This window comes from Bacillus sp. ISL-78, assembly GCF_018613455.1.
Lineage (GTDB): Bacteria > Bacillota > Bacilli > Bacillales > DSM-1321 > Peribacillus > Peribacillus frigoritolerans.
This window is the reverse complement of sequence record NZ_JAGGQC010000003.1, coordinates 353,046-378,289: the sequence shown is the minus strand read 5'-3', so window position 1 is coordinate 378,289 and position 25,244 is coordinate 353,046. Positions and strand designations below refer to the sequence as shown.

General features: G+C 43.2%; 24 protein-coding genes, 1 pseudogene and 1 riboswitch. Of the genes and pseudogenes, 12 read left to right on the top strand and 13 right to left on the bottom strand.

Annotation, left to right across the window (positions count from 1 at the left end; all coding sequences use genetic code 11):
- The first annotated feature begins 58 nt into the window (after nt 1-58).
- The gene (locus tag J7I96_RS04330; RefSeq protein ID WP_048687446.1) at nt 59-526 is read left to right on the top strand and encodes an Lrp/AsnC family transcriptional regulator; all 468 of its coding nucleotides are present in this window, start codon (nt 59-61) and stop codon (nt 524-526) included.
- 115 nt (nt 527-641) lie between these two features.
- Here J7I96_RS04330 and J7I96_RS04325 read toward each other — a convergent pair whose 3' ends face one another.
- Nucleotides 642-1,040, bottom strand: coding sequence for a carboxymuconolactone decarboxylase family protein (locus tag J7I96_RS04325; protein WP_214769670.1), 399 nt, complete (start codon nt 1,038-1,040; stop codon nt 642-644).
- 118 nt (nt 1,041-1,158) lie between these two features.
- On the opposite strand from J7I96_RS04325, the gene J7I96_RS04320 reads away from it, so the two are divergent.
- From J7I96_RS04320 to J7I96_RS04310, 3 genes and pseudogenes are all read left to right on the top strand, one after another.
- Nucleotides 1,159-1,587, top strand: coding sequence for an Lrp/AsnC family transcriptional regulator (locus tag J7I96_RS04320; RefSeq protein WP_214770154.1), 429 nt, complete (start codon nt 1,159-1,161; stop codon nt 1,585-1,587).
- A 223-nt stretch (nt 1,588-1,810) separates the two neighbouring features.
- Entirely contained in the window at nt 1,811-2,743 is a 933-nt protein-coding gene (locus J7I96_RS04315) for a catalase family peroxidase (protein ID WP_214769667.1), read from the top strand.
- Nucleotides 2,744-2,860: 117 nt separating this feature from the next.
- Nucleotides 2,861-2,950 (top strand): annotated as a pseudogene (locus J7I96_RS04310) (transposase); the annotation flags it as partial.
- 54 nt (nt 2,951-3,004) lie between these two features.
- Here the strand turns inward: J7I96_RS04310 and J7I96_RS04305 are convergent.
- Nucleotides 3,005-4,675 (bottom strand): ABC1 kinase family protein, encoded by a 1,671-nt coding sequence (locus J7I96_RS04305; protein WP_214769664.1) that lies wholly within the window; start codon nt 4,673-4,675, stop codon nt 3,005-3,007.
- 14 nt (nt 4,676-4,689) lie between these two features.
- Entirely contained in the window at nt 4,690-4,992 is a 303-nt protein-coding gene (locus J7I96_RS04300) for a phasin family protein (protein WP_214769661.1), read from the bottom strand.
- 243 nt (nt 4,993-5,235) lie between these two features.
- Between J7I96_RS04300 and J7I96_RS04295 the strand changes: the two genes are divergently transcribed.
- Nucleotides 5,236-5,985 carry a glucose 1-dehydrogenase gene (locus tag J7I96_RS04295; protein ID WP_214770151.1) on the top strand — a complete coding sequence of 250 codons (750 nt, stop codon included), beginning with the start codon at nt 5,236-5,238 and terminating at the stop codon, nt 5,983-5,985.
- Nucleotide 5,986: 1 nt separating this feature from the next.
- On the opposite strand, the gene J7I96_RS04290 is transcribed toward J7I96_RS04295, so the two are convergent.
- Both J7I96_RS04290 and J7I96_RS04285 read right to left on the bottom strand, forming a co-directional pair.
- Nucleotides 5,987-6,193, bottom strand: a complete 207-nt coding sequence (locus J7I96_RS04290; protein WP_222620127.1) for a hypothetical protein — start codon at nt 6,191-6,193, stop codon at nt 5,987-5,989.
- 88 nt (nt 6,194-6,281) lie between these two features.
- The gene (locus tag J7I96_RS04285; protein WP_214769658.1) at nt 6,282-7,073 is read right to left on the bottom strand and encodes a TIGR00266 family protein; all 792 of its coding nucleotides are present in this window, start codon (nt 7,071-7,073) and stop codon (nt 6,282-6,284) included.
- 190 nt (nt 7,074-7,263) lie between these two features.
- On the opposite strand from J7I96_RS04285, the gene glpK reads away from it, so the two are divergent.
- Nucleotides 7,264-8,754, top strand: a complete 1,491-nt coding sequence (gene glpK, locus J7I96_RS04280; protein ID WP_214769626.1) for a glycerol kinase GlpK — start codon at nt 7,264-7,266, stop codon at nt 8,752-8,754.
- Between the two features lie 68 nt (nt 8,755-8,822).
- Nucleotides 8,823-9,290, top strand: a complete 468-nt coding sequence (locus J7I96_RS04275) for a CBS domain-containing protein (RefSeq protein WP_214769613.1) — start codon at nt 8,823-8,825, stop codon at nt 9,288-9,290.
- Nucleotides 9,291-9,343: 53 nt separating this feature from the next.
- On the opposite strand, the gene J7I96_RS04270 is transcribed toward J7I96_RS04275, so the two are convergent.
- The 4 genes from J7I96_RS04270 to J7I96_RS04255 all read right to left on the bottom strand — a co-directional run bounded on the left by J7I96_RS04270 (nt 9,344) and on the right by J7I96_RS04255 (nt 13,626).
- Nucleotides 9,344-11,455 (bottom strand): peptidoglycan D,D-transpeptidase FtsI family protein, encoded by a 2,112-nt coding sequence (locus tag J7I96_RS04270; RefSeq protein WP_214770148.1) that lies wholly within the window; start codon nt 11,453-11,455, stop codon nt 9,344-9,346.
- 372 nt (nt 11,456-11,827) lie between these two features.
- Entirely contained in the window at nt 11,828-12,181 is a 354-nt protein-coding gene (locus tag J7I96_RS04265) for a hypothetical protein (protein WP_214769610.1), read from the bottom strand.
- A gap of 74 nt (nt 12,182-12,255) precedes the next feature.
- Nucleotides 12,256-13,437 carry a DUF2515 family protein gene (locus J7I96_RS04260; protein ID WP_214769607.1) on the bottom strand — a complete coding sequence of 394 codons (1,182 nt, stop codon included), beginning with the start codon at nt 13,435-13,437 and terminating at the stop codon, nt 12,256-12,258.
- A 21-nt stretch (nt 13,438-13,458) separates the two neighbouring features.
- Nucleotides 13,459-13,626 (bottom strand): hypothetical protein, encoded by a 168-nt coding sequence (locus J7I96_RS04255; protein ID WP_214769604.1) that lies wholly within the window; start codon nt 13,624-13,626, stop codon nt 13,459-13,461.
- Nucleotides 13,627-14,133: 507 nt separating this feature from the next.
- Between J7I96_RS04255 and J7I96_RS04250 the strand changes: the two genes are divergently transcribed.
- From J7I96_RS04250 to J7I96_RS04240, 3 genes are all read left to right on the top strand, one after another.
- Nucleotides 14,134-15,885 (top strand): ABC transporter ATP-binding protein, encoded by a 1,752-nt coding sequence (locus J7I96_RS04250; protein WP_214769601.1) that lies wholly within the window; start codon nt 14,134-14,136, stop codon nt 15,883-15,885.
- Nucleotides 15,882-17,900 carry an ABC transporter ATP-binding protein gene (locus J7I96_RS04245; protein WP_214925513.1) on the top strand — a complete coding sequence of 673 codons (2,019 nt, stop codon included), beginning with the start codon at nt 15,882-15,884 and terminating at the stop codon, nt 17,898-17,900. Before J7I96_RS04250 ends, J7I96_RS04245 begins: the two co-directional genes overlap by 4 nt.
- A gap of 136 nt (nt 17,901-18,036) precedes the next feature.
- Nucleotides 18,037-18,285: a type B 50S ribosomal protein L31 gene (locus J7I96_RS04240; RefSeq protein ID WP_214769586.1), complete on the top strand. Its 249-nt coding sequence runs from the start codon at nt 18,037-18,039 to the stop codon at nt 18,283-18,285.
- Between the two features lie 97 nt (nt 18,286-18,382).
- Here J7I96_RS04240 and metC read toward each other — a convergent pair whose 3' ends face one another.
- Together metC and J7I96_RS04230 are read right to left on the bottom strand one after the other, a co-directional pair.
- Nucleotides 18,383-19,564 (bottom strand): cystathionine beta-lyase, encoded by a 1,182-nt coding sequence (gene metC, locus J7I96_RS04235; protein WP_214769573.1) that lies wholly within the window; start codon nt 19,562-19,564, stop codon nt 18,383-18,385.
- Nucleotides 19,561-20,673: a methionine biosynthesis PLP-dependent protein gene (locus tag J7I96_RS04230; protein ID WP_214769558.1), complete on the bottom strand. Its 1,113-nt coding sequence runs from the start codon at nt 20,671-20,673 to the stop codon at nt 19,561-19,563. Before J7I96_RS04230 ends, metC begins: the two co-directional genes overlap by 4 nt.
- A gap of 86 nt (nt 20,674-20,759) precedes the next feature.
- Nucleotides 20,760-20,873, bottom strand: a riboswitch (SAM riboswitch).
- Between the two features lie 327 nt (nt 20,874-21,200).
- Here J7I96_RS04230 and fumC point away from each other — a divergent pair.
- Both fumC and J7I96_RS04220 read left to right on the top strand, forming a co-directional pair.
- Nucleotides 21,201-22,583, top strand: a complete 1,383-nt coding sequence (fumC, locus tag J7I96_RS04225) for a class II fumarate hydratase (protein ID WP_214769555.1) — start codon at nt 21,201-21,203, stop codon at nt 22,581-22,583.
- Nucleotides 22,584-22,692: 109 nt separating this feature from the next.
- Nucleotides 22,693-22,935 (top strand): hypothetical protein, encoded by a 243-nt coding sequence (locus J7I96_RS04220; protein WP_034314767.1) that lies wholly within the window; start codon nt 22,693-22,695, stop codon nt 22,933-22,935.
- Nucleotides 22,936-22,992: 57 nt separating this feature from the next.
- Here J7I96_RS04220 and J7I96_RS04215 read toward each other — a convergent pair whose 3' ends face one another.
- Nucleotides 22,993-24,138 carry an ABC transporter ATP-binding protein gene (locus J7I96_RS04215; RefSeq protein WP_214769552.1) on the bottom strand — a complete coding sequence of 382 codons (1,146 nt, stop codon included), beginning with the start codon at nt 24,136-24,138 and terminating at the stop codon, nt 22,993-22,995.
- Between the two features lie 113 nt (nt 24,139-24,251).
- Nucleotides 24,252-25,136, bottom strand: a complete 885-nt coding sequence (locus J7I96_RS04210; RefSeq protein WP_214769549.1) for a PucR family transcriptional regulator — start codon at nt 25,134-25,136, stop codon at nt 24,252-24,254.
- Nucleotides 25,137-25,244 lie beyond the last annotated feature (108 nt).

Sequence of the window (25,244 nt, the reverse complement as noted above, 5' to 3'; positions counted from 1 at the left end):
TACAACATTTTAAAGAAATATATGCTTATATTCCTTCATTATGAAAGGCGGTTGCTTCATGGATGAAATAGATGTCAGTTTACTGGAACTTTTACAAAAAGATGGACGCATTACGATTAGTGAACTATCGAAGAAATTGGCTCTCAGTCGACCTAGCATCTCTGAACGAATGTACCGCCTGCAAGAAAAGGGGATCATTGAGGGGTTCAGCGCAAGGGTTTCACCTTTGGCAATTGGAAGGGGTGTACTTGTGTTCATTCAGGTGAGTGAACTTAAGGTCCCTGTTACCGATTTTGAGCAATTAGTGAAAAATGATTTAGACATTATAGAGTGCCACCGTGTAACAGGAACAGTTGGATATTTTTTGAAAGCGGCTTTAGCTGATATGGACAGCATGAGATTACTGATAGATCGATTAATACCTTATGGACATCTGAATACATCTGTGGTTTTGACATCCCCGGTACCTTCACGCTCCATTCTTCCAAGAATCAATGAAATGGAGGATCATGGTGCGAAATCCTAGGCGGTCATTCAATTGATGATGATAAAGGATTTGGATATCGTTCAAACTAATGAAGGGTAGAATGTAGGTTTTTTACAGAAAGGAACGAGGCGGAAGGCCTGTTCCTTTTTTTGTGTTATTTTAAATCCATCAAAGCGCCGAAATATTGCTGGGCGGTTGTAAAACAAATGAATGCCAATAGTTCAGAAATCTCTTCATCACTGAACACTTCCTTCAATACTTGGAAAAACTTTTCCTCCGTTTTTTCACGTTGCAAGAGAAATACTTCCGCAAAGGCAATTGCATAGCTTTCTTTCATATCTTCCGGCTTTAGCGGAGTCCCTTTTGCCTGACAGTATGAGCAGCCATTACCGTATGCCAGCACCCTTCTGACGTTTTCCTTCAATTTTCCCGAAAGTTTCCCATCTGCAGATATGCAATCTGCGAGATCCGACCATTTATCCGAAATCTCTTCAGAATGAAATAATCTTTGAAATGGACTGGAGCCCTGTGATGATTTTTTTATTCTTGTCATGAACATCTCTCCTTTGAGATAATCCTATTATAAAAATCCAGGAATTTTAATTCCGTTTGTAAAGTAATGTGGTTTAATAATGAATGAATGTAAAGAGAAGAAGGGAAATAATTTAAAAATGAAAATAGATGAGAAAGACCAGAGCATCCTTGCCGAATTGACGTTGAATAGCCGAATCTCCATGAGGGAATTGGCAAAGAAAGTAAACCTCTCGGCCCCAACCGTTGCCGATCGGGTACGGCAAATGGAGTCGTTCGGGATCATTAAAGGGTATGTTGCCGAGATTGATCATAAAAAGATCGGTTTTCCAATTGAGTGTATCGTGGAAGCTACGATAAAAAATGGGGAATATGAGAAATTCAAAAAGTATATCTCCAAGGTACCGAATGTTGACTTTTGTTATCGCATTGCCGGGCAGGCTTGCTTTATGCTGAAAATCCACACTCAGAGCCTTGAAGAAGTGGAGGAATTCATCAATCGGACCATTCCTTTTGCAGCAACCGTTACCCATGTGATCCTTTCACAGGTAGAGCCGGAACAGGAATGAGTATTTTTATAGTGGAAGAAAAAGAGATCTGTATATGCCAATCATTTTGAACGGTTCTAGAATTAAAGGATAAAATCACGTGTCCATAAAGATATGACATATGTTTGCAGCGCCAGGTGTTTTTTTGCAATCAATGCTTTCGGTGATTCAAGAAAGAATAAGCTAATGGAATAAGGGGTACATGTAATAATGGATAATAATCTGAAAAGGTGGGGTGAGTATCATGGAAGGAACCGACGACTACAAACCTGAACTGGCCAGGGAAGCAATAAATGTGATTGAAAATGTAGCAGGAACACATCCTGGTTATCGGCGTGTGCATGCAAGGGGATATGTTTATGAGGGGGTTTTTACCCCAAACGGAAAAGCGTCCCCCTTAACGGTCGCTTCGCATCTACAGGATGAAGCCGTGCCGGCAATCATTCGGTTTTCAAATAGCTCACCGATTCCAAGCCATCCTGATGCCATTTCCCCTGTAAAGGGCATGGCAGTCAAGTTTCATTTGCCGAATGGAAAGGTGTCAGATCTTATTACTGTGACCATTCCGTTATTCTTTGCGAAAACACCGCAAGCGTTTGTTGATATTGCTGGCTTTTTCCAATCCGCAATGGAAGGTTTCCCCAATCTGAAAGAGCTTGCAAAAATCCTGTGGAAATACCCTGAAAGCAAGGCAAGCCTACAAATGCTTAAAGAAATGCGTTCTCCAGCCAGCTTTTCAACGTGCCAATATTACTCCATTCACGCATTCTATTTCATTAACAAGGAAGGAAGGCGGCAGGCAATCAAGTATGAGTGGGTGCCAGATGCCGGCCTTAGTATGTTAGAAAAAGGGGAGGTTGCCGAGCAGTCGCCGGAGTATCTGGATGAAGAAATGGAAAAAAGGCTTAAAGAAGGACCGGTGGGCTTTAAATTGAACATCCAAATAGGAGGGGAAAATGACCCGACTGACGATCCGACTAAAGCTTGGTCGGAAGATAAACAAGTAATCACGATAGGGCATTTAATGATCTCGAAAAAATCGGAAGTGTGTAAAGATACTTTATTGTTTGATCCAACCAATATTCCTGAAGGAATCGAATGCACGGAAGACCGGATTTTACATTTTCGCCACAGTGCGTATGCCGTTTCATATGAACGTCGGATAAATAACCAATGAATCAAATCAAGAAAAGGGAACCCCTTTACCAAAGGGGTTCCCTTGATTGTAGACAAACTCGATGAAAATCGAGTTTGTCTACATTTTTTTTGCTTGTACACTCACTGACTTTCAATCGGAATTCGATCAATGAGTAAAACAATTGAAGATGTTGAAACAAATATGGCTTACCGCTGGTTTTTGGGCTATGGTTTCCATGATAAATTGCTTCCTACTCCACGTTCGGGATGAGACCAATCTGAATCCCGTTTTAAGTGAGTTTTACATTTTTCCGGATCTGAAAATAGTGTAGAGCATGAGTAAGAACATCAGGGTTGCAACGACAAAACCAATTTCGATAACCGGTATCTTCCAAAGGATCAAGGTTTCCCCGCCTATTGCCGAGCCGATAATGAGACCGACCATGATTATGCTGAATGCAAGCAGGATGATACTGAAAGACAGCCGGTTCGAGATTTGATCAAGCTTATGTAAAAAAACTTGAAGTTCGGGAATGTTGATATCGAGCCGCAATTTCCCTTTTTTAATGATGCCTGTCACTTCCCTGATATCCTTGGGCAGTTCGGCAATGGCTTCAGCAGACTCGATGAATTGATTCCAGACGTTCTTCGCAATGTTTTTGGGGTTGTAGCGTTCTTTAAAAAGCTTTTCCCCAAAAGGTTCAGCTGCCTTCATGATGCTGAAATTCGGATCTAATCCTTCGACAATGGCCTCCATTGTAAGCAGAGCCTTGCCGAGCATCGTGAATTCGGGTGGGATTTGGACTTGGTGACGATTGGCAACCGTGAACAGGTCATTGACTGCTCCGCCTAAGCTGATTTGGCTTAATGGGATATCATAATATTTATTTCGCAGTTCATCAATATCCCCCCTTAAGGGGGCCATATCTATTTCGTCCGTCAAGAGACCCATATCTGAAAGCGTCTTGATCAATCCATTGGTGCTTCCGCGTTTCAGATTGATGACAAGCGAGGCGAACTGATATTTCGTTTCTTCCTCCAGACGTCCCACCATTCCAAAATCCATGAGTGCGACGACATTCCCAGGCAATATGATGATATTGCCTGGGTGGGGATCACCGTGGTAAAAGCCATCGATCAATATTTGATGAAGCATGGAGTTCGCTAATCTTTCCGCGATTTGCCGGCGATCATAACCTTCATCATCAAGCTGTTTATAATGATTGATCTTAATTCCCTGAATGAAATCCATTGTCAGGACCCTTTTTGTGGAATACTCCCAATGAATCCTTGGTACTTTAAACCCTTGATCATTGATGAATTGCTTGGCTATTCTTTCCCCGTTTCGACCCTCGGAGTTATAATCAAGTTCTGCGCGGAGTGATTTAGCAAATTCATCAATCATTTTTCTGATTTGGTAGCGTCTTGCCCAAGATATGCGTGCTTCCATAAGTCTTGCCAAATCATCGAGAATTTCCAAATCCGTTTCCACAGTCGGCAGAATATCTGGCCGCTGCACTTTGATTGCTACGACTTCCAGTGATGGAAGCCGAGCCGTATGAACCTGTCCAATTGAAGCGGTTGCCAGTGGGGTTTCATTAAATTCAAGGAAAATGTTTTCCAAAGAATCACCCAATTCGGCCTCGACAATTTTGCGGACCCTATCAAATGGAAAGGGGGTGACCTGGTCCTGTAACTTTTCAAGCTCGCGGACGATTTCGTCAGGAACGAAATCACGCCTCGTACTTGCAATCTGACCAAGTTTAATGAATGTAGGTCCCAAGCTTTGTAATATCGTATGCAGCCGCTCTCCGATTGAGCGGAGGTTCAGGTTTTCATCGGGTTGGAGTTTCGATCCCGCTTTATTCTCGGATAATCCAAGGCGATAGATGAAGTAACCAAACCCATTTTTCAAGAAGGCATTAATGATTTCTTGGTAACGATGTGCGTGTTTCAGTCGCTTGCGAAACATTCAAGTACCTCCTGTCAAGGTTGTAAGTTTTGGTTCTGTTTCTCCAAAATTACTATACGGCGCTCCAATTCCTCGACTTCTTCTTTAGTTGCCAAGTTTAGGCCATTGAGCGCTTGATTGACTTTGGCCTTAACGGAATCATCCAGCTGCTTTTGGGCTTGCTCCCCTTTTTCGACCCATTGCTTAATAAGGACCTTGGAGTCTTCTTTGCTGATATCGCCTTTTTTGACAAGAGAGTCCACCGTTTTTTCAATTTGCTCTTTTGTAGAAGCGGCAGCACCTAATCCTAAAGAAAACACATTTTTTAATAAGTCCATTTTTACATTCCTCCAATATAGATTTTTACACTGTAAGAAAGATAATAGCGGATGCCTTTCACTCTGGCTCATACTTGTTGTTACCATCTATCATACATCACTTTAGGGCAGCTACAAAAATATAAGGGTCCTTTGATTATTGATGATAAAGAAAAGGATTTTTAGTTAGGTCAAAATTGTTTGAAGTGGAGCGGATTGGATATTATGATAGGGAAAAGCGGCTGTGAAAGTGAGGTTGGAATAATGGGTTTCAAAAATAAAACGGTTATTGTAACAGGTGCTTCGAATGGGATAGGGAGAGGCGTGGCAAAGGGATATGCAGAAAGCGGCGCTTCAGTCGTTCTCGCAGATTTGGACGAGCGGGAAGGACTTCTGTGTGTGGAAGAACTCAATAGTAACGGTCATGAAGCCATGTTCGTTAAAACGGATGTACGCAGGGAAGGTGACATTCAACAATTGATGGATGTAACTCTAAAAACATACAAGACCATTGATATATTAATCAATAATGCAGGAAAGGCATTATTCAAATCGCTTTATGATCTGACGATAGAGGAATGGGACGATATGATGAATACGAATTTGCGCAGTGTTTTCCTTTGTTCCCGGGCCGCGGCAGAATCGATGCGGAAAAATGAAATGGGAGGTGCGATCATCAATATAGCATCAACCAGAGCGATGATGTCTGAGCCAGATTCAGAATCCTATGCAGCAACCAAAGGAGGGATCAAAGCATTGACACATGCGCTTGCATCTTCTTTGGGCAAAGAGAAAATTACGGTCAATTCGATTTCTCCGGGGTGGATTGAAACGGGAGATTATGAATCGCTGAGGGATAAAGATCACCAGCAGCATTTTTCCAATCGGGTTGGCAAACCGGACGATATTGCAAGGGCCTGTCTTTATTTGACGGCAACGGAAAATAATTTCGTTACGGGTGAGGATCTTATCGTCGATGGAGGCATGACAAGAAAAATGATGTACGAGGAGTAACTCATTTTTTTCGGTAGAGATATTGCAGTTCAGTCCCGAGCTCACGGTTGAGCAGCTGTTCCATTTCTTCAAGCTCTTTTATGCCGATAGGGGCATCGGCGGCTGTCCAGTGAACGGTATAAACAAAATAGTAATCTCTTATTTTCCGGAAAATAACAGGCGAATTCGGGAATTGATCAAAAATTGCCCTGATATTATAGCGTCTCATGTAGGACCACTTAACAAGCTGCATGTAGCTACCCATCCTTTTCAAAAGAGATCAATGACTGCCAGGATGGCAGCCATTGGTCCGGTTCTTATTTATCGTTGAATAAATTGAATAAGCCTCTAGCTACGCTGCCTTCTTCGGATGATCCTCCATTTTGCGGCGCTGCAGCAAATACACGGCTGGCAAGCCGGCTGAATGGCAAAGATTGCACCCAGACTGTTCCGGGTCCTTTTAATGTTGCAAAGAATAAACCTTCGCCGCCGAACAAAGCGGTTTTCACGCCCTTTACAGATTCAATATTATAATCTACCCCGCTAGTCATTGCCACTAAACATCCTGTATCGACGCGTAAAATCTCCCCTGCTGCCAATTCCTTTTTATGGATGGTGCCGCCGGCATGAACGAAGGTCATTCCATCTCCTTCTAGTTTTTGCATGATGAAGCCTTCGCCGCCAAAGAAGCCTGCCCCTATTTTTCTCTGAAACTCAATTCCGACCGAAACGCCTTTTGCGGCCGCCAGGAACGCGTCTTTTTGACATATGATTTTCCCGCCCAGCTCGCTTAAATCCATCGGGATGATTTTACCTGGATATGGCGATGCGAATGAAACGTGTTTTTTATCTCGTCCTTCATTCGTAAAAGCCGTCATGAAAAGACTCTCACCAGTAAGTAGCCGTTTCCCGGCCCCGAATAGCTTACCCATCATTCCGCTGTCACCATTTGAAGACCCATCACCAAAGATGGTTTCCATCTTGATTTGATCTTCCATCATCATTAAGCTTCCAGCCTCGGCAATCACCGTTTCCTGAGGGTCCAATTCCACTTCAACAAACTGCATGTCATCTCCATATACCTTAAAATCTATTTCATGATTATTCAATTTCCATTCCTCCTATCCACTTATTTTCATTGTAAAAGATAAACTCTTAACCTGCCAATATTATTCAGTTTTCTGCTGTAGTTTATATATTTTTTGTTTTCACGGGTATATCTAGTAAAATGTAGAAAGAAAAAACAGCATGACACTTAAGCTGAAATGAACCTTTTCTTAAGTGCAGGAGGAGACAGCCATGGAGACTTACATTCTATCATTGGACCAGGGAACGACAAGTTCCAGGGCCATTTTATTTAATAAAAGCGGGGAAGTTTTGCATATTGCCCAAAAGGAATTCACCCAATACTTCAGAAATCCAGGATGGGTGGAGCATAACGCCAATGAAATTTGGGGCTCCATCTTATCGGTAATCGCTTCCTGTCTATCGGAAATGAATGTAAGGCCTGAACAGATCGCTGGAATTGGCATAGCGAATCAACGGGAGACGACCGTGGTATGGGACAAGGAAACAGGTCAGCCGATTCATCATGCCATCGTCTGGCAATCCCGGCAAACAAGCGAAATTTGTACGCAATTGAAGAATGAAGGCCTCGATGGCTTATTCTTGCAGAAAACCGGATTATTGATTGATGCATATTTTTCCGGTACAAAGGTGAAATGGATTCTCGACTATGTAGATGGGGCACGGGAAAAGGCTGAAAACGGAGACTTATTGTTTGGTACGATCGATACATGGCTGATATGGAAACTTTCGGGTGGTAAATCACATGTAACAGACTATTCGAATGCTTCAAGGACGCTGATGTATAACATTCATGACCTGAAGTGGGACGAAGAGCTGCTGGAAATCCTGCAAGTGCCGCGATCGATGCTTCCGGATGTTCGTTCTTCATCGGAGATATTCGGGAAAACAGCGCCACATCATTTCTTTGGGCATGAAATCCCGATTGCCGGAGCGGCGGGAGATCAACAGGCAGCATTGTTCGGCCAAGAATGCTTTGAAAAAGGAATGGCTAAGAATACGTATGGCACCGGATGCTTCATGCTGATGAACACAGGAGAAAAGGCAGTGAAATCAGAGCATGGCCTGTTGACCACGATTGCATGGGGCCTGAATGGAAAAGTCGAATATGCCTTGGAAGGAAGTGTTTTTGTCGCAGGTTCGGCCATACAATGGTTAAGGGATGGACTGAAACTCTTGCATGATCCGAAAGACAGTGAAAAGTATGCTTTGCGGGTCACTTCAGCCGATGGTGTCTATGTAGTTCCCGCATTTGTTGGATTAGGCACCCCTTATTGGGATAGTGATGTCAGGGGAGCTGTATTCGGACTGACAAGGGGGACATCGAAGGAGCATTTCGTCCGCGCAACATTGGAAGCATTGGCCTACCAGACAAAAGATGTCCTTAGCGCCATGGAAGTCGATTCAGGGATTAACCTAAAGGCATTGAGGGTCGATGGCGGGGTTGTCAAAAACAACTTCTTGATGGAATTTCAAAGCGGCCTCCTGAATGTGCCAGTCGAAAGACCCGTTATTAGTGAAACGACAGCGTTAGGAGCGGCGTATTTAGCTGGGCTCGCTGTCGGATATTGGGAAAGTCAGGAAGAGATTTCAAAGCTATGGGCAGTCGATAAGAAATTCGAACCCGAGATGGAAGAACAGGAACGGAAGGATTTATATAATGGCTGGAAAAAGGCAGTTCAGGCGGCAAGGGTTTTTAAATAGAGTAAGTAAGGGTATTAATAGAGGAGAGATGGATACAGAACGTACAAACTTAAAAAAGGGGTGGTAATATGTTAGTTAAGGATTTCATGATAAGGGAAGTCTTTGTAGCCCGTCCTGATTTTACATTAAAGGAAATTCTGCGGATCTTGATCGAAAATAAAGTGGGCGGGGTCCCCGTCGTGGATGAACATGATAAGCTATTGGGAATGGTGACGGACGGGGATATCCTTCGTTACTTGACACCTGCAGAGGAAGCCATCATGGGGTATTTCACCTACATTACGGTTCTTCCCGGTGAAGAATTGGATGAAAAGGTTACATCCAAAATGAATGATAAAGTCTCACAAATCATTAAAAATAAAAGGATTACAAAGCTATCTCCCGAAGATCCGCTAGATGAATTGATAAAGGTCCTTTCCAAGCATCATTTCAAGAAAATCCCCGTCGTGGACAAAAATGATAAAGTCGTGGGCATCATCAGCAGGGGAGATGCCCTTAGGGCCCTTTATAAGGAATTCGTTCAAAAGCTGGAATAAATGTAACATTAAAAAAGGCCTGCTCGTAATCTAGCAGGCCTTTTTTGTATTCATCATTGAGTGCTTTCTACTGCTTTATCTGCATCAGATTCACCTTTTGCTCTTTTTTCCTTCAATTTAAAGTAGGCGTCCATTACGTCCCGCCCAATCCGTTTGTTAATATCATCAGAGGGTTTGCCTTGATAAACCCATGGCACGACGACAGAAAATGCCACTTCCGGATTATTGTGAGGTGCATAACCTACAAGCGTCAGATTGATAGTAGGGACTGGCGCGCTATATTGATTTCTCCGCGGTCCGTCGTAAAAGGCCTCGGCAGTACCCGTTTTTGCTGCCGCGCGGTAGGATTTCCCGCCGAAATATTTATATGCCGTCCCGCCTGGCTCCTGGGCGACCTGTCTGAATCCTTCCTGGACACGCTGCATCCAAACGTCTTTCCCGCCTAAGTCGTTTAATACTTTGGGACTCATTGTTTTAAAGACGCTGCCCAATTCATTGTGTTCGTTGGATGGATTCCTGATTTCCCTGACCATATGTGGCTCAAGCCTTTTTCCGCCATTTGCAATCGTCGAAACATACTGTGCCAATTGCATAGGTGTATATGTATCATATTGGCCAATCGATAAATCCAGCAGCAATCCGTCTGTTGACATATCGACGCCTTTAAACCCTACGGATTCATTTGGCAGGTCGATTCCTGTACGGACACCCAATCCAAATTGGGCATAATGATTCCGCATGATGGCATAAGCTTCCCGATTGATTCCTAACGGCCGGTTAGGGATATAATGCCCGCCGGCAATTCTGATCGCCGTCATGAACATATAGACATTCGACGATTTCTTTAACGCAGAGACATCGGTTACATAACCCAAATCACTATAAGATCCTTTCTTAGCCCCTGCTAAATGGAGTTTCCTGTCAAAAAAAGCTGACCCTGGTGCGATGGCTCCTGTCTGAAAGCCCGTATAGACAGTGGCCCCTTTGACAGATGATCCCATCGTATAGGAGGTCGTAATGTTTCCAAGGGCAAAATCGTTCATTTCGGTCAATCCGGTTTTACTGTTACGGCCGTATTGCCTGCCGGCCATCGTAAGCACCTCGCCTGTATTCGGGTCCATTAAAACGACGAAGGCACGATCCAAAAGGTAGGTATTTCCCTTAGCCTTGGTTTTGCGCAATTCGTTCTCGATGATTTTTTCAACCTGCTGCTGCAGCTCCATATCAATTGTAAGGACCAAGTCTTTTCCGCTTTGCCCTTCAGTGAGGGTATTCGTTTTGATGACTTCCCCTTTGCTCAGCACATTTTCAATCCGCGTCTTTTGACCGCGGAGGACATCTTCATATTGCTTTTCGATATAACTTTTTCCGACCCGGTCATTCCTGGTATAGTCGCGTGCCAGATAATAGTCGATATTTTCACTGGGAATGCCTTCTTCGGAAGAAGAGACCTTGCCAAGAACCGAGCGGAGGGTCTCGTCATACTTATAAGTCCTTTCCCAATCCGTCGTTACATCCACGCCTGGCATTTCATCCAAATGTTCACTGACCCTGGCGAATTCCTTAGTGGTGACATCTTTATTTTTCACGATCGACGGTGCAAGGGCATAGCCGCTATTGAATTCCCGGAATATGGCGATCACTTCCAATTCATCCTTGGTGAATTCGTTGATATCCTCATCGGTTACCCGTTCCATTTGAAGTTTGTATAAATCTTTTTGCTCCAGTTTCTTTTCGATTACTTTCTTCTTCTCGGCCTTGGTGATCAAGGCTTCGGCTTCTTTCGGATGCTTTAAAATCCAAAAATCCTTTTTATCCGGCAGGGTTACCTTTTTGGTATCCTTTTCTATCAAGGTGGCAAGGACCTCTGCCGTCTTCACCATATCGGCCGTTTTCGTATTCGGGTATTTCGTATAGGTGATGGCATTACGCGGCTCATTATCAACGACCGGATTCAAGTTGCGGTCATACATCTTGCCACGGGGAACGGGGGTATTGGCCACATCGTTTTCCGTTCGGTCGACTTCGCGGAGGTAATCATCCCCATATACGATTTGGACGATGCCAAGCCGGATTATTAAGCTTGAAAATAAAATGAATATTAAAAAGAACATAAAGTTCAGTCGGAAAGGAATTGGGGTTTTTTTCTTTTTTTCTTTGGCCATCATTAACATTCCTTTCTAGTAAAAGTAAAAAATAAGAAAATTCCTATCTCCAATGATATATAAAATTAACTTATTTTTCTATGCTTTATCCGTAAATTTATCTATATTTCCAAAAGAATGTTCTGTAGTTATATAATTCCTAGTAATCTTATAATTGGGAAAGTTGATATAAATATAAAGGCCGATGAATCCGAAGGGGGGGTAATAGATAAGGGGGGCGAAGCGGCACAACGGCAATCATAAGAGGGATGAGTGTTGGGGCGCTCCATCAAAAAAGGGGAACATAAACCAAGGTACTTGGAAAGAGGTCTTGTACATGAAATATTAATGGCTATAACCCTAATTCACTACAGCGACTTAAGTACCATGATTTTATTTTGCTTCATATTTCCTAACGGGAGTTTGAGTCGTGACATTGATGATTCCTTTGAAATATCCGCATAACTCAAGCCATTTTTCAGGGTAAATATAGTTGAAACGTTCAATGGTTTCCAGGGAGTGAAGCACAAGGCAATCGATTTGCCCCGTTTTTTTACTTTGTAAATTGGATAGAAGCTCATGCGGGATGGTGTAATAAGGGTGGATTTGATACGGATTGAGTATGACCGGGGAAATATTATTCTCTTCCATATACTTGTCCGTCACGATCTTTTGGATTGCAAAGCTTTCATCCGTATGTAAATCCCCGATTTTGTAATTCGGATTCAATAGTACAATGCCTCTCATTTGATTCACCCATTCTTTTTGCTAACCATTCTTGCCAAATGGGGGATGGGATATTCAAAGTAAGAGGCATCAAGCTAGAAAATGGCTTTTATTTCGTTAAGGGTTTTGAGCTGTTTGGCATTTTCGAGCACCTCGTTGGTGAGGTCCTCCTTTTTAATGTTCGGTAAACTTCGTAAATCTTCCATGAAGCTTTCATTCGTGAACCAATCAAAGGAATGGGGAGGAAAGAATAGTTGATCTTTCCATGCATCATGAAGAGTGGGGCTGTAGATTTTATCATCTTTTGACGTGGATCCATCAGATGTATATATGCTTGCCCAGTAATCCTCTCTGGAACCCGTGTGGGGAATCTCCTTTGTAAACTGGCCAACACCGCGAAAAACCACCGGATGCTGAAAAAGAAGCCCATATAATAATTTCCCCGTTTCAATACGCTTTTTCGGGTCGGCAAATCGTTCGACGGTTAGTCCTGTCAAGGAATGAAGTCCTTTTTGCTTGTTTGCATAAGGAAAGATCACTTTCATGAAGCCTAAGTATTCCTGAAGTTGAAAATCAAGCCTGCGGAGGATTTCACCATGACGGGTGCGTTTTAATATCCTTTCCTGAAGCGTTCTTTGTTCATTAATGATAAGGGCCGTTGTCAAAAGGGGGGAATGGGGCTCTTCGATGAAAGATTCCCAAATCGGGGCCATGAATCTTGAAATGCGGAATACTGGTAAATACCTTCTTAGCGGAATTTCTTTTCGTTTAGAATGTTCATATAAAAGAAGCTGGGGGAAGGCATCTGCAAATATGGCTGAATTGGCACGCTCAAGGAAAAGGAAAAATTTCTGCCGTTCCTCTCTGTCAAGGAGGTGGGTCATGTTTGAACTTTTCAAGTCAGTCATATGGTATCCTCCATTCCGCGAAACCATATGTGCTAAAAAGGACCAGTGGACTTCTGGGTTGCGATTGTAAAAGGCAAGATAGGCTTGTGTTCTTGTGATATTGTTCCGGTTCAAGGCAGCCGTTTCGGTTCGAATGCTTTTTATCAGAGCGGCTTCCTCGGGGAAAAAAGCTTTTGACTCATCAACAGGCTGAAAGAGCTCTTTTTGTAAACGGGATTTTAGCGCGTCAAATCTTTCAGCATCGATGATCGGTTTTGTTTTGGCGGGGTGTTTACCCAACAGCTTTTGCAAATATTGGGGAAGCATACATTTCACCACGGATGTTTTTCGATCATTATATGCAGAACCGTCAAGAAAGGGGCGTTGCATTTGCAACGCCCCCAGGTGATGTCATCTTTTTTTCTTCTTTTCCCGGTACAATAAAATATAATAAACTATCCAGAAAAGAAACACAGGAATGAAGGATAAAAATCTATATTGGAGCGGTACGGCAAATAAGATGAAAATCGCTGATAATAAAAAGGGAACCGCCAGGAGTATATATTTTCTCCATTGCATATGCTGAACCTCCTTAGGTTGCGTCATTCTTATTAGAATAAAGGATTATCCATCAATAATCTAGAAAAGTCACAATTGACAAAAATATGCAAACGTAGTAATCTTTAAAAATAAGTTAAAAATTACCATTAATCAATGGGAAAGGAGGCGAACGTCATGACTAAATCAGCTAAGCACAGTGATGTCACAATTGAATATCATACGTCCGCCTGCCCTGAGACCTTGTCTTTCCAGACATAGGATTCCTCGTTTCCATTCGATTTTAAAGCGCAGGTTGTGGATTTTTCGCGGCCTGCGCTTTTATATGTGTTATTACGCATCTAAAAAAGCTTCCGCTAATTGGCGGGGGCTTTTTGGCATTTTGGATCCAGGTGCATTAGCACCCTTTCCATATAAAGGATAGGAGGAACTATAAATGAGACAAAAGACATTGGAAATTTTATTGCAGCCGGGAGATCCAGAAAGCGGTTAGCGAGTGAAAGGTTTGACCAAAAGGGAGGGGAATTCATGTTTGCAATCTTTAAAAAACTGTCCTGGTTCTTTAAAGAACAGTGGCAGCGTTACACCTGGGCGATTTTATTTCTATGTCTAGTGAATATCTTGGAGGTTATCCCGCCAAAACTTGTCGGGAATGCCATCGATGATATGAACAATGGCAGCATGACGCAGGAAGGGGTCATGAAATACGTTATTTATTTGCTCATGTTACTGATCGGCAGTTACCTATTTGGTTACTTATGGAGCTATCTGTTATTCGGCGGCGGAAACTTGGTCGAACGGAAACTAAGGTCAGGGTTTATGGGCCATTTGCTGAAAATGACGCCGAGTTTTTATGAAAAAAACCGTACAGGAGACTTAATGGCAAGGGCAACGAATGATTTAAAGGCAATATCCCTCACAGCTGGTTTCGGGATATTGACCCTCGTAGACGCGGTGCTGTTCACCATCACGGTAGTGGTCATGATGGGAGCCACGATCAGCTGGCAGTTAACGATTGCGGCGGTACTGCCGCTTCCGATCATGGCAGTGCTGATGCAAATTTACGTGAAGAAAATTTACAAGCGTTTTACGGAGGCACAAGCAGCTTTTGGCACTTTAAATGACAAGGTCCTGGAATCCATTTCTGGTGTCCGTGTTATCCGGGCCTATGTCCAGGAACGGGAAGACGAAAAGCGATTTGAGGAAATGACCGAGGATGTATATCGCAAAAACCTAGCCGTGGCAAGGATCGACGCCCTCTTTGATCCGACAATCAGCATTATCATAGGCATCAGTTATTTAATCGGGTTGGGCTATGGGGCTTATCTTGTGTTTCAACAAGCCATAACGCTTGGCGGACTTGTTTCGTTCAATGTATACCTAGGCATGTTAATCTGGCCGATGATCGCGGTGGGTGAACTGATCAATGTCATGCAAAGGGGAAATGCTTCGCTAGACCGTGTTCAGGATACCCTTTCGTATGAAGCGGATGTGAAGAATTCAATGGGGCTGGAGAGTATTACGAACCCGGGGAATATCCAATTCAATTCAGTGCATTTTACATACCCTTCCTCAACGGTTGTGAATCTATCCGATATTTCCGTTCAGCTTGAGCGCGGTCAAACATTGGGGATAGTGGGGAAAACAGGTAGTGGAAAAACGACATTCGTAAAGCAATTGCTGCGGGAATATCCTTTAGGAACGGGTGAAATCGCTTTTGCAGGCAAGCCGCTGGAGCAACTGCACCTTGAAGATATCCGTAAATGGATCGGATATGTTCCACAGGACCATTTTTTATTCTCGAAGACTGTTAGGGAAAATATCTTATTCGGTAAAATGGATGCAACGGAAGATGAACTGGCTGAAGCTATCCGGCTTGCGGATTTTGAGAAGGATTTAATGATGCTGCCAAACCGTCTGGAGACACTCGTCGGTGAGAAGGGTGTCGCTCTATCCGGTGGGCAAAAGCAGAGGATCTCGATTGCCAGGGCATTGATCAAAAATCCGGAAATCCTTATATTGGATGATTCCTTATCCGCTGTCGATGCAAAAACGGAAACGACGATCATCGAAAATATCCAAAATGAACGGGCAGGGAAAACGACCATCATAACAACCCACCGCTTATCAGCCGTTCAGCACGCGGACAGGATTATCGTATTGGACAGCGGAAAGATCATCGAAGAGGGGACTCATGCGGATTTACTGCTGAATGATGGCTGGTATAGCGAGCAATATGAACGACAGCAGGTTGACGAAGGAACGGAGGTGAAGGCATGAAGGTCGTAAAGAAACTTTTTAATTATGCTGCCCTTTATAAAAAATTGATCATTGGCGCCCTGATCATGCTTGCACTTTCGGTAGCGGCTGATTTAACGGGTCCTTTCGTTGCCAAGAAAATCATCGATTCACATATACTTGGCATCGAATCTTCCTGGCATGAAGCAGGTAAAGGAAAAGATGCAGTTAAATATGATGGTAAATGGTATAAACGGGCTGATTACTTTGCAAAAGGTGAGAAGAAAGGCAGGGAAGTCCATGTTCTGCAGGTTGGCAATCAATTTGCCTTCGTAGATGAAGCTGTCCCTATCGATGGGCGCAGAACCTTGGAGAACCAATCATTGATCATCAAGAAAGACGGGAAAGAGCAACGTGCGCAAGCAGTGAAATTGACGAGTCAGGAAGTGATGGGATTTTATCAACCGGAAATCCCGCGGATCATTAAGCTTGTGGCTTTTTATTTTAGCCTTGTCATTCTTTCCTCCATTTTTCAATATGGCCAGAGTTTTTATTTGCAGAAAGCGGCAAACCGAATCATACAGAAGATGCGAAATGATATTTTTAGGCATATTTCCCGTCTTCCGATACGTTATTTTGATAATATGCCAGCGGGTAAAATTGTAGCAAGGGTCACTAATGATACGGAAGCGATCCGGGAATTATATGTAACCGTGCTCGCCAACTTCTTCTCGAGTACCATTAATATTTTCGGCGTTCTAATTGCATTGTTTATTCTGGATCCACGAGTCGGTACCATTGGCCTCCTACTCATTCCGATCATCGTTATCTGGACGATGGTATACCGTAAATTCGCCTCGAAATATAATCACATCATTCGGGAACGGGTCAGCGATATTAATGGGATGATCAATGAATCCATTTCTGGTATGAACATCATTCAGGCATTTGGACGTGAAAAGGAGACGAAGCAATCTTTTGAAAATCTGAACCGGGAGCATTTTTCCTATCAAAATAAAATGCTCCATTTGAACTCGTTGACGGGTGGAAACTTGATTGGCGTCATTAAGATTTTGGCGCTGATGGCCTTCGTCTGGTATTTCGGCGGGATTTCCCTTACAGCGAGTTCGGCCATTTCCTTAGGGATGATGTATGCCATTGTTGATTTAATCAGCCGCCTGCTACATCCGCTTCATGGAATCGTCAATCAGTTCGCTAATCTTGAACAGGCGCTTGTTGCAGGGGAGAGGACGTTCAGCTTATTGGATGAGAAGGGATTGGCAGTCAGTGATGAAAACATATCCAGATACAAAGGAAACGTACAATTCGAAAATGTTTCTTTTGGTTATAAGGCTAAAGAATATGTGTTAAGAGACATTTCCTTTTCCGCTAAACAAGGGGAAACGGTCGCTTTAGTTGGCCACACCGGTTCAGGAAAAAGTTCCATAATGAATTTATTGTTCCGCTTTTATGACAGCAGTGAAGGCCAGATCAAAATCGATGGCAGAAATATATTGGATATCCCACATCAGACGCTTAGGGAGCATATGGGGATCGTCCTTCAGGATCCCTATTTATTTACTGGTACCATCGCCTCCAATATCAGTCTGAATCATAAAGGCATCACAAGGGAAATGGTTGAAAAAGCATTAAGAGATGTCGGGGGGGACAAAGTGCTGAAGCATCTTCCTTTAGGGCTTGACGAACCCGTGATCGAAAAAGGCGGAACGCTGTCTTCCGGACAGCGGCAGCTAATCTCTTTTGCCCGTGCCCTTGCATTCAATCCGGCCATATTGATCTTGGATGAAGCGACAGCAAGCATCGACACCGAAACCGAGGCAATTATCCAGGAGGGTATGGAGGTGCTGAAAAAAGGGAGAACGACCTTCATCATTGCACATAGGCTTTCCACGATAAAAAATGCCGACCAAATTCTTGTACTGGAAAAAGGGCGGATTGCTGAGCAAGGTACACATGAGGAATTAATGGAACTGAAAGGGAAGTACTACCAAATGTATGAACTGCAGGCTGGTCCGCATAAAGGCATGGCTGGCTGAACACAATGGAATAAGGGTGAATCGTCTAGATTAAACTATAATGAGGGTACCGACTTTTGGTACCTTCAAGCATAATGATTGATAATAGTAATCATTACGTTTAACATATACCTATACTGACGATGAGGTGATAATAGTGAAACAAGAAATTCATCCTGATTATAAACAAGTGGTATTCATGGATACCAATAGTGGGTATAAATTTTTGACAGGCTCCACGAAGACGTCCAATGAAACGATCGTTTGGGAAGACGGTCAAACATATCCATTATTAAAAGTGGAAATCAGCTCGGATACGCACCCTTACTATACAGGAAAGCAGAAGTTTGCTGAAAAAGGCGGACGGGTGGATCGCTTCCTGGATAAATATAATATGAAGAAATGAGAGTCAGGCCATCGGAAATCGATGGCCTTTTTTTATGAGAGTTAATAATGATGCAAGGGAAAAGGGTGCCCATAATATATGAGGCACCCATCCTTATTCATTTTGCAGCAATTGCTTCCCCTTTGGCAATATTTACGAGGGCCGCATCGAAGTCCTTAATTAAATCGTCCGGATTTTCCAGTCCGACAGAGAGGCGGAGCAAGCTATTCGTGATGCCTCGCTTTTCCCTTTCATCAGCAGGCATGGCCGCATGGGACATTTTGGCCGGGTAGGATAATATGGATTCTACCGCTCCCAGGCTTACGGCAAAAACAGGGAGCTCAACAGTGTTCACGAAGGAACGGAAGATTTCCTCACTTTCCAATTCAAATGAAAGGACCGCCCCCGCTCCGAGTGACTGGCCTTTCTGGATGGCGTGCTGTGGATGATCGGCTAGGCCGGGATAATACACGTTTTTCACCAAGGGCTGCTCCTTTAAGTAGGCTGCAATCTTTTCTGCCCCTTTTTGTGAATGTTCCATTCTAACTGACAAGGTTTTCAAGCCTCTCATTACGAGCCAGGCATCCTGGACACCAAGGACCGCTCCAAAGGAGTTTTGGAGCGAACCGAGTCTTGCCGCCAATTCCGGGTCTTTCACGACCGCAAGCCCAGCTACCACATCACTATGTCCGGATAAAAACTTCGTCGCGCTATGAAGGACTACATCAGCGCCCAGATTCAGCGGTTTTTGCAATGCGGGCGTCAAGAATGTATTATCAACAAAACTTAAGGCGCCGGCTTTTTTTGCAATATCACATACAGCTTGAATATCGGTCACTTTAAGTAACGGATTTGAAGGCGTTTCGATGTATATGGCCCTGGTATTTGGCTGAACGGCCGCTTTGACACTTTCAAGGTCCGTCATGTCAACGAAGGTATGCTCAATATTGAAACGGTTCAATACGCTTGTGACCATCCTGAACGTTCCGCCATACACATCTTCGGAAATGACGATATGATCCCCGGCAGACAATAGCAGGAAGGCTGTTGAAATGGCAGCCATACCTGATGAAAAGGCAAAACCGTGAGTGCCTTCCTCAAGTTCGGCAATGATGTCTTCAAGTGCCTCGCGGGTTGGGTTCCCGCTTCTGCTGTAGTCATATTTGCCGAATTGATCGATATCGGATTGATGGAAAGTCGATGCATGCTGGATGGGGACGCTCACACCGCCCGTTGCCGGATCGAATTTATGTTGATTATGAAGCAATTTCGTTTCAAAGCTAAATTCATGATCTGTCATCGTAGTGCCTCCCTTTTTACATGTGCGAATGCTTGCTGCAAGTCACCAATCAAATCGTCGCTATCCTCGATGCCAACGGAGAAGCGGAGCAGTCGATTACAAACCCCGTTTGCCGTTCTGACCTCAAGCGGTATATCGGCATGTGTTTGTGTGGCAGGATAGGTGATGAAGCTTTCAACCCCTCCCAGGCTTTCTGCAAAGGAAATTAATGAGAGCGATTGTAAAAATGGGTTGACTGCCGCTTCATCAATGATACGGAAAGAAATCATGCCGCCTCGGCCTGGATACAATACGTCCGTAACACAATCATGCTCCGATAAGTAATCTACAAGTATCTTGGCATTCTTTTCATGACGCTCCATCCGCAATGCCAGGGTTTTCATTCCGCGCATCAACAGCCAAGAATCAAATGGGCTCAAGACAGCTCCAGTGCCATTATGATGGAAGGCAAGTGCATCACATAATTCAGCGCCGCTAGCAACGATCAGTCCGGCGAGCACATCATTATGACCACCGAGATACTTGGTTGCACTGTGAATCACAATATCCGCTCCAAGCAAGATGGGTTGTTGAATAAGAGGCGTGTAAAAAGTGTTATCAACGATTAGCAATAAATCATATCGTTTAGCCAATGCGGCAACCGCGCTAATATCCGTTTGCTGCATAAGAGGGTTAGTGGGAGTTTCGATGAAGATGGCTTTCGTGTGAGGAGTGATGGCCTTTTCGATATCCTCCAAACAACAAGTGTTTACATAGTCACACTGCAATCCCCATTTTTTAAAACCTTGTTCTAACAGCCGATATGTACCGCCATAAAGATCTTCACTGACAATCCACGCATCCCCGGATTTAAAAAGGGCGAGTATAGTGGAGATGGCGGCCATTCCTGAACTGCAGGCATAGCCTTGGTCTCCTTTTTCCAGATCGGCGATCGATCGCTCCAATAGCTGGCGGGTAGGGTTACCTGTCCTTGTGTAGTCGAATCCCGTCGATTGACCGATTCCTTCGTGTCGAAAAGCTGTTGAAAAGTATACCGGCGGATTGACTGTTCCTGTCGCCGTTTCACTGCGATTTCCTAATTGAGCAAGATATGTTTCAGGTTTATACATGGTTTTCACTGCTCCTTTGAGTTAAATAAAATAAAAAAAAGTCTTCTTTAAGAAGAAGACTTTGATTAAGTAGGGACGAGTCATTCTTCTTATCTTCCAAGTACATAAACTTGTGGAATTAGCACCTTTTCATTGGTTTGAAACAAATGAAGGTTGCTGAGGTGTCATCGGGCCATTCCCTCTACCTCTCTCGATAAGAGTTTAGATTATTCAATTTCTTTTGAATTTACTATATATACAAAATACTGTCAAGGACATTTTGGGAGTGATGTTGTGTTTGTGTTCATGGCCAGGTCAATTGAAGCCTAGCGGTGCCTACACTTAATGTGTCAAAAAAGAATATCCGAATTTTCATCTAAATATGAATGGCCTAGGATGTTTTCAGAAATATGGAAAGGGTCAGCGGGATATTTTTGCTTTAAAATAATAAAGTTTGTACAATGTATGGAGAGAAAGAATAATCCGACATTATTCATTTCATATGCAAAAATTCTTCAATGAATAGTACAAACATAGGAGGAGAACACATGGAATACAGAATCGAACGAGATACGATGGGTGAAGTGAAAGTTCCTGCTGATAAATATTGGGGAGCACAAACTGAGAGAAGTCGTAACAATTTCAAAATCGGTAACGAAAAAATGCCGATTGAATTAGTTCGTGCATTTGCATACGTTAAACAAGCTGCCGCAAAGGTGAACTATGATCTTGGTGATCTTTCCGAAGTTAAAAAGAACGCCATCGTCAAGATTTGCGGCGAAATCCTTGAAGGTACGCTTGATGAACATTTCCCGCTTGTAGTTTGGCAAACGGGAAGCGGTACGCAAAGTAATATGAATGTGAATGAAGTGGTCGCTAACAAAGGGAATGAATGGTTAAAAGAAAATGGTGAATCGGAAACCCTTCACCCGAATGATGACGTTAACAAGGCTCAAAGCTCAAATGATACTTTCCCGACCGCCATGCATATTGCAGCCTTTATGGAAGTCGCTGAAAAATTGGTTCCTGCCATCAAAGCACTTCGTGATACATTCGATACGAAAGAAAAAGAATTTTGGGATGTCGTGAAAATCGGCCGGACCCATCTTCAAGATGCTACACCATTAACATTAGGACAAGAAATTTCCGGTTGGAAAGCGATGCTCGATAAAGATTTGGCGATGATTGAGGAAAGCAGCCAAAAACTATTGAACCTTGCCCTAGGCGGAACGGCTGTAGGAACCGGAATCAATACAAAGAAAGAATTCCCGGGACTTTCTGCCAAACAAATTGCAGCGGATACAGGATATCCTTTTGTCACATCTGATAATAAGTTCCATGCATTGACTAGCCATAACGAAATCGTCTACGCACACGGTGCTTTGAAAGCATTGGCGGCGGATTTAATGAAAATTGCCAACGATGTCAGATGGCTGGCAAGTGGACCTAGAAGCGGAATCGGCGAAATAGCCATTCCGGAAAACGAGCCCGGCAGCTCCATCATGCCAGGTAAAGTCAATCCGACCCAAAGTGAAGCGCTTACCATGATTGCAACACAAATCGTGGGTAACGATGCTACAATTGGCTTTGCAGCAAGCCAAGGTAACTTTGAATTGAATGTATTCAAACCAGTCATCATCTATAACTTCCTGCAAACGGTCAAATTATTGACGGAAGGCATTCATTCCTTCAACGATAATTGTGCGGTTGGCATCACTGCAAATGAAGATAAGATCAAAGAAAATGTAGAGCGTTCCCTTATGCTGGTAACAGCGTTGAACCCGCATATCGGTTATGAAAAGGCAGCCAAGATCGCCAAAACTGCCTTCAAGGACAACTCCACGTTAAAAGAAGCGGCGTTGAAACTGGGGTTCCTGACGGAGGATGAATTTAAAGCATGGGTCGATCCTGCTAACATGGTTAATAAATAATTGGATGGAAACACCCTCCCTCTAGCATTAGGGAGGGTGTTTCCATGTGTTAAAATAATGGAATCGACAAATACTGAAATCATAAGTATCGGGAACAGGAGGTAAAACAATGTCTATATGCCCGCTTTGCAACGGCCTAAGAAAAATTCATGTGGATTGCCCGGAATGCGGCAGTGAACTTGAGGATAAAGGGAAATTCATGGATTATGCTGATGATTACAGTGCTTATATGGATATCGACATACTTAAAGAAAACGACGGATACCCTCAATCCCTTCAAAAAGGGCAATGCCCTCATCTCATGAAATGCCCTGAATGCGGACATGATGAAGTGGTATTGGTCCAGGAATGAATCTCCCTTTATTTGAATAAACGTAAAAAGACCCATAATGAATGGGTCTTTTCATGTTTAATTGGCAGATAACTTCATGCTTTCCTGCATCTGTTCATCTTCTTCAACTAAAATGCGATGTTCGGTCCCTTTATCAAAAAAGTGTGCTTTATTCATGTCTAAGGCAAGTTCGATCTTTTCGCCTGCCTGGATAATGTTATTGGCATCGACCCTTGCAACGAAGTCCTGCCCCTCTAATGTCGAGTAGAGCATGATCTCCGCGCCCATGAGTTCGGCTACATCAATTTGGGTCGTGAATGTAGTGCTAGGGGACTCCGTGAAATAAGCTCCTTCATTATGGAAATCTTCCGGACGGATGCCAAGGATTACTTCTTTTCCGACATATCCTTGATCACGTAGCATTTTCATCTTAAATTCAGGTATTTCAAGCGCTTGTTCGCCTATTTTGATTGTGCCTTCTTTTAATGTTCCGGTAAAGAAGTTCATGGCAGGCGATCCGATAAAGCCGCCGACGAACACGTTTATTGGTTTCTCATAAACATCCTTTGGGGCACCGACCTGTTGGATGATACCATCTTTCATTACAACAAGACGTGTCGCCATGGTCATTGCCTCTGTTTGGTCATGTGTGACATATATCGTTGTGGTGTCGAGCCGTTTATGAAGTTTAGCTATTTCCGCACGCATTTGAACCCGCAGCTTTGCGTCGAGATTGGATAATGGCTCATCCATCAAGAAAACTTTTGCGTCCCTTACAATTGCACGGCCAAGTGCAACACGCTGGCGCTGACCACCTGAAAGCGCTTTAGGTTTCCTGTTTAGCAGCTCTTCAAGTCCAAGAATCCTTGCCGCTTCATTGACTCTTTGCTTGATTTCAGCTTTTGGCGTTTTCCTGAGCTTCAATCCGAATGCCATATTGTCAAATACGGACATATGAGGATATAAGGCATAGTTCTGGAAAACCATCGCAATATCGCGATCTTTAGGGGGGACGTCGTTGACTCGTTTGCCGTCTATGTATAAATCCCCTTGGGAAATGTCTTCCAGTCCGGCAATCATCCTTAATGTCGTAGATTTACCGCAACCGGAAGGTCCCACAAAAACGATGAATTCCTTATCGGCAACACGAAGGTTGAAATCTTTAACAGCCGTCACCTTTTTATCATAAATCTTGAATATATGATCTAACACTAACTCTGCCATGAAAAATCCCCCTTTTAAACTCTTAAATTACTTGTACCAATTAGCTATAGTCTAAGCTATGGGTTTTGAAAAAAGTATGGGCATATTGCACAAAAAAGTGCTTACATTGGAAATTAATCATTCAGTATAAGTATCAAGTATGCAGTAAGGGCATGACGGAAGTTTCTAATATCGAGACCAGTTCTTTCAGAAAATTTATCGATTCGGTACTGTAAGCTGTTCCGATGTATATAAAGCTGTTTGGCGGCATATGTGGCATTGGAATTACATTCGATATACGTTTTTACCGTTTTGATAAGCTCAGTATCCTGCTTGGTCTTGCCAAGAATTTCATTGATAAACCAATTTGCATTCTTAAACGATGGATCATTTATTAATGAGTACGGGATGATGTCTGCCAGATCAGCCACCTTTATATCCGGCATATGCACCTGTGCCACTTCAAAACACTTTTTCTCCTGAGTCCAGTGATGGCGAAGGTCTTGATCTACAGGGTGAAAGCGCCCGGTGAACATACGGGTCTTTACATAAAAGTCACTTTCAAGCGTGGAAGTAATGGCGATCAATTCTTTATTTGATAATGGTTCATCCTTGTCCGTTTCAATTAAGACGCCTGCCGTTTCATTTTCCCAGATAATAGCAGAGTCAGATGGAACGAAAGCGAGGAAGGCCCCTTCAAAATCGGTGTTGGAAAAATCAGCATGAGTCAACTTGAAATGAAGGAATCGAACATTCTCCCAGTTCGTTAAAGGCAATGGTGCATTCGGTTCTGATAAAAAGTTTTTCCATGATGAGCCTGGATGTGCATTGAGGTTATTTGGGTTTATGGAAGGAACAAAAAGCAGTTCCAATAAACGGATTTCTTCGGCTGTGATTTCTGAACGGGGAATACCAATTATACTTCTGAAGTCTTCGAACCAAACATAATTAGAAATATCATCAGTATCCTTTTTATTGGTAAGGGCGTTCGGGAATTTTTGTTTAAGATTTTCAAGCATCGTTTCCACCTTCTTTCTCCCTTTCCATATCATTATAGCGAAAAAGAATAAAGTTCAAAAGATTAGGATATCTTTAGTTTTTCCGAGAAGGGAAAACCAAAGAGAAGT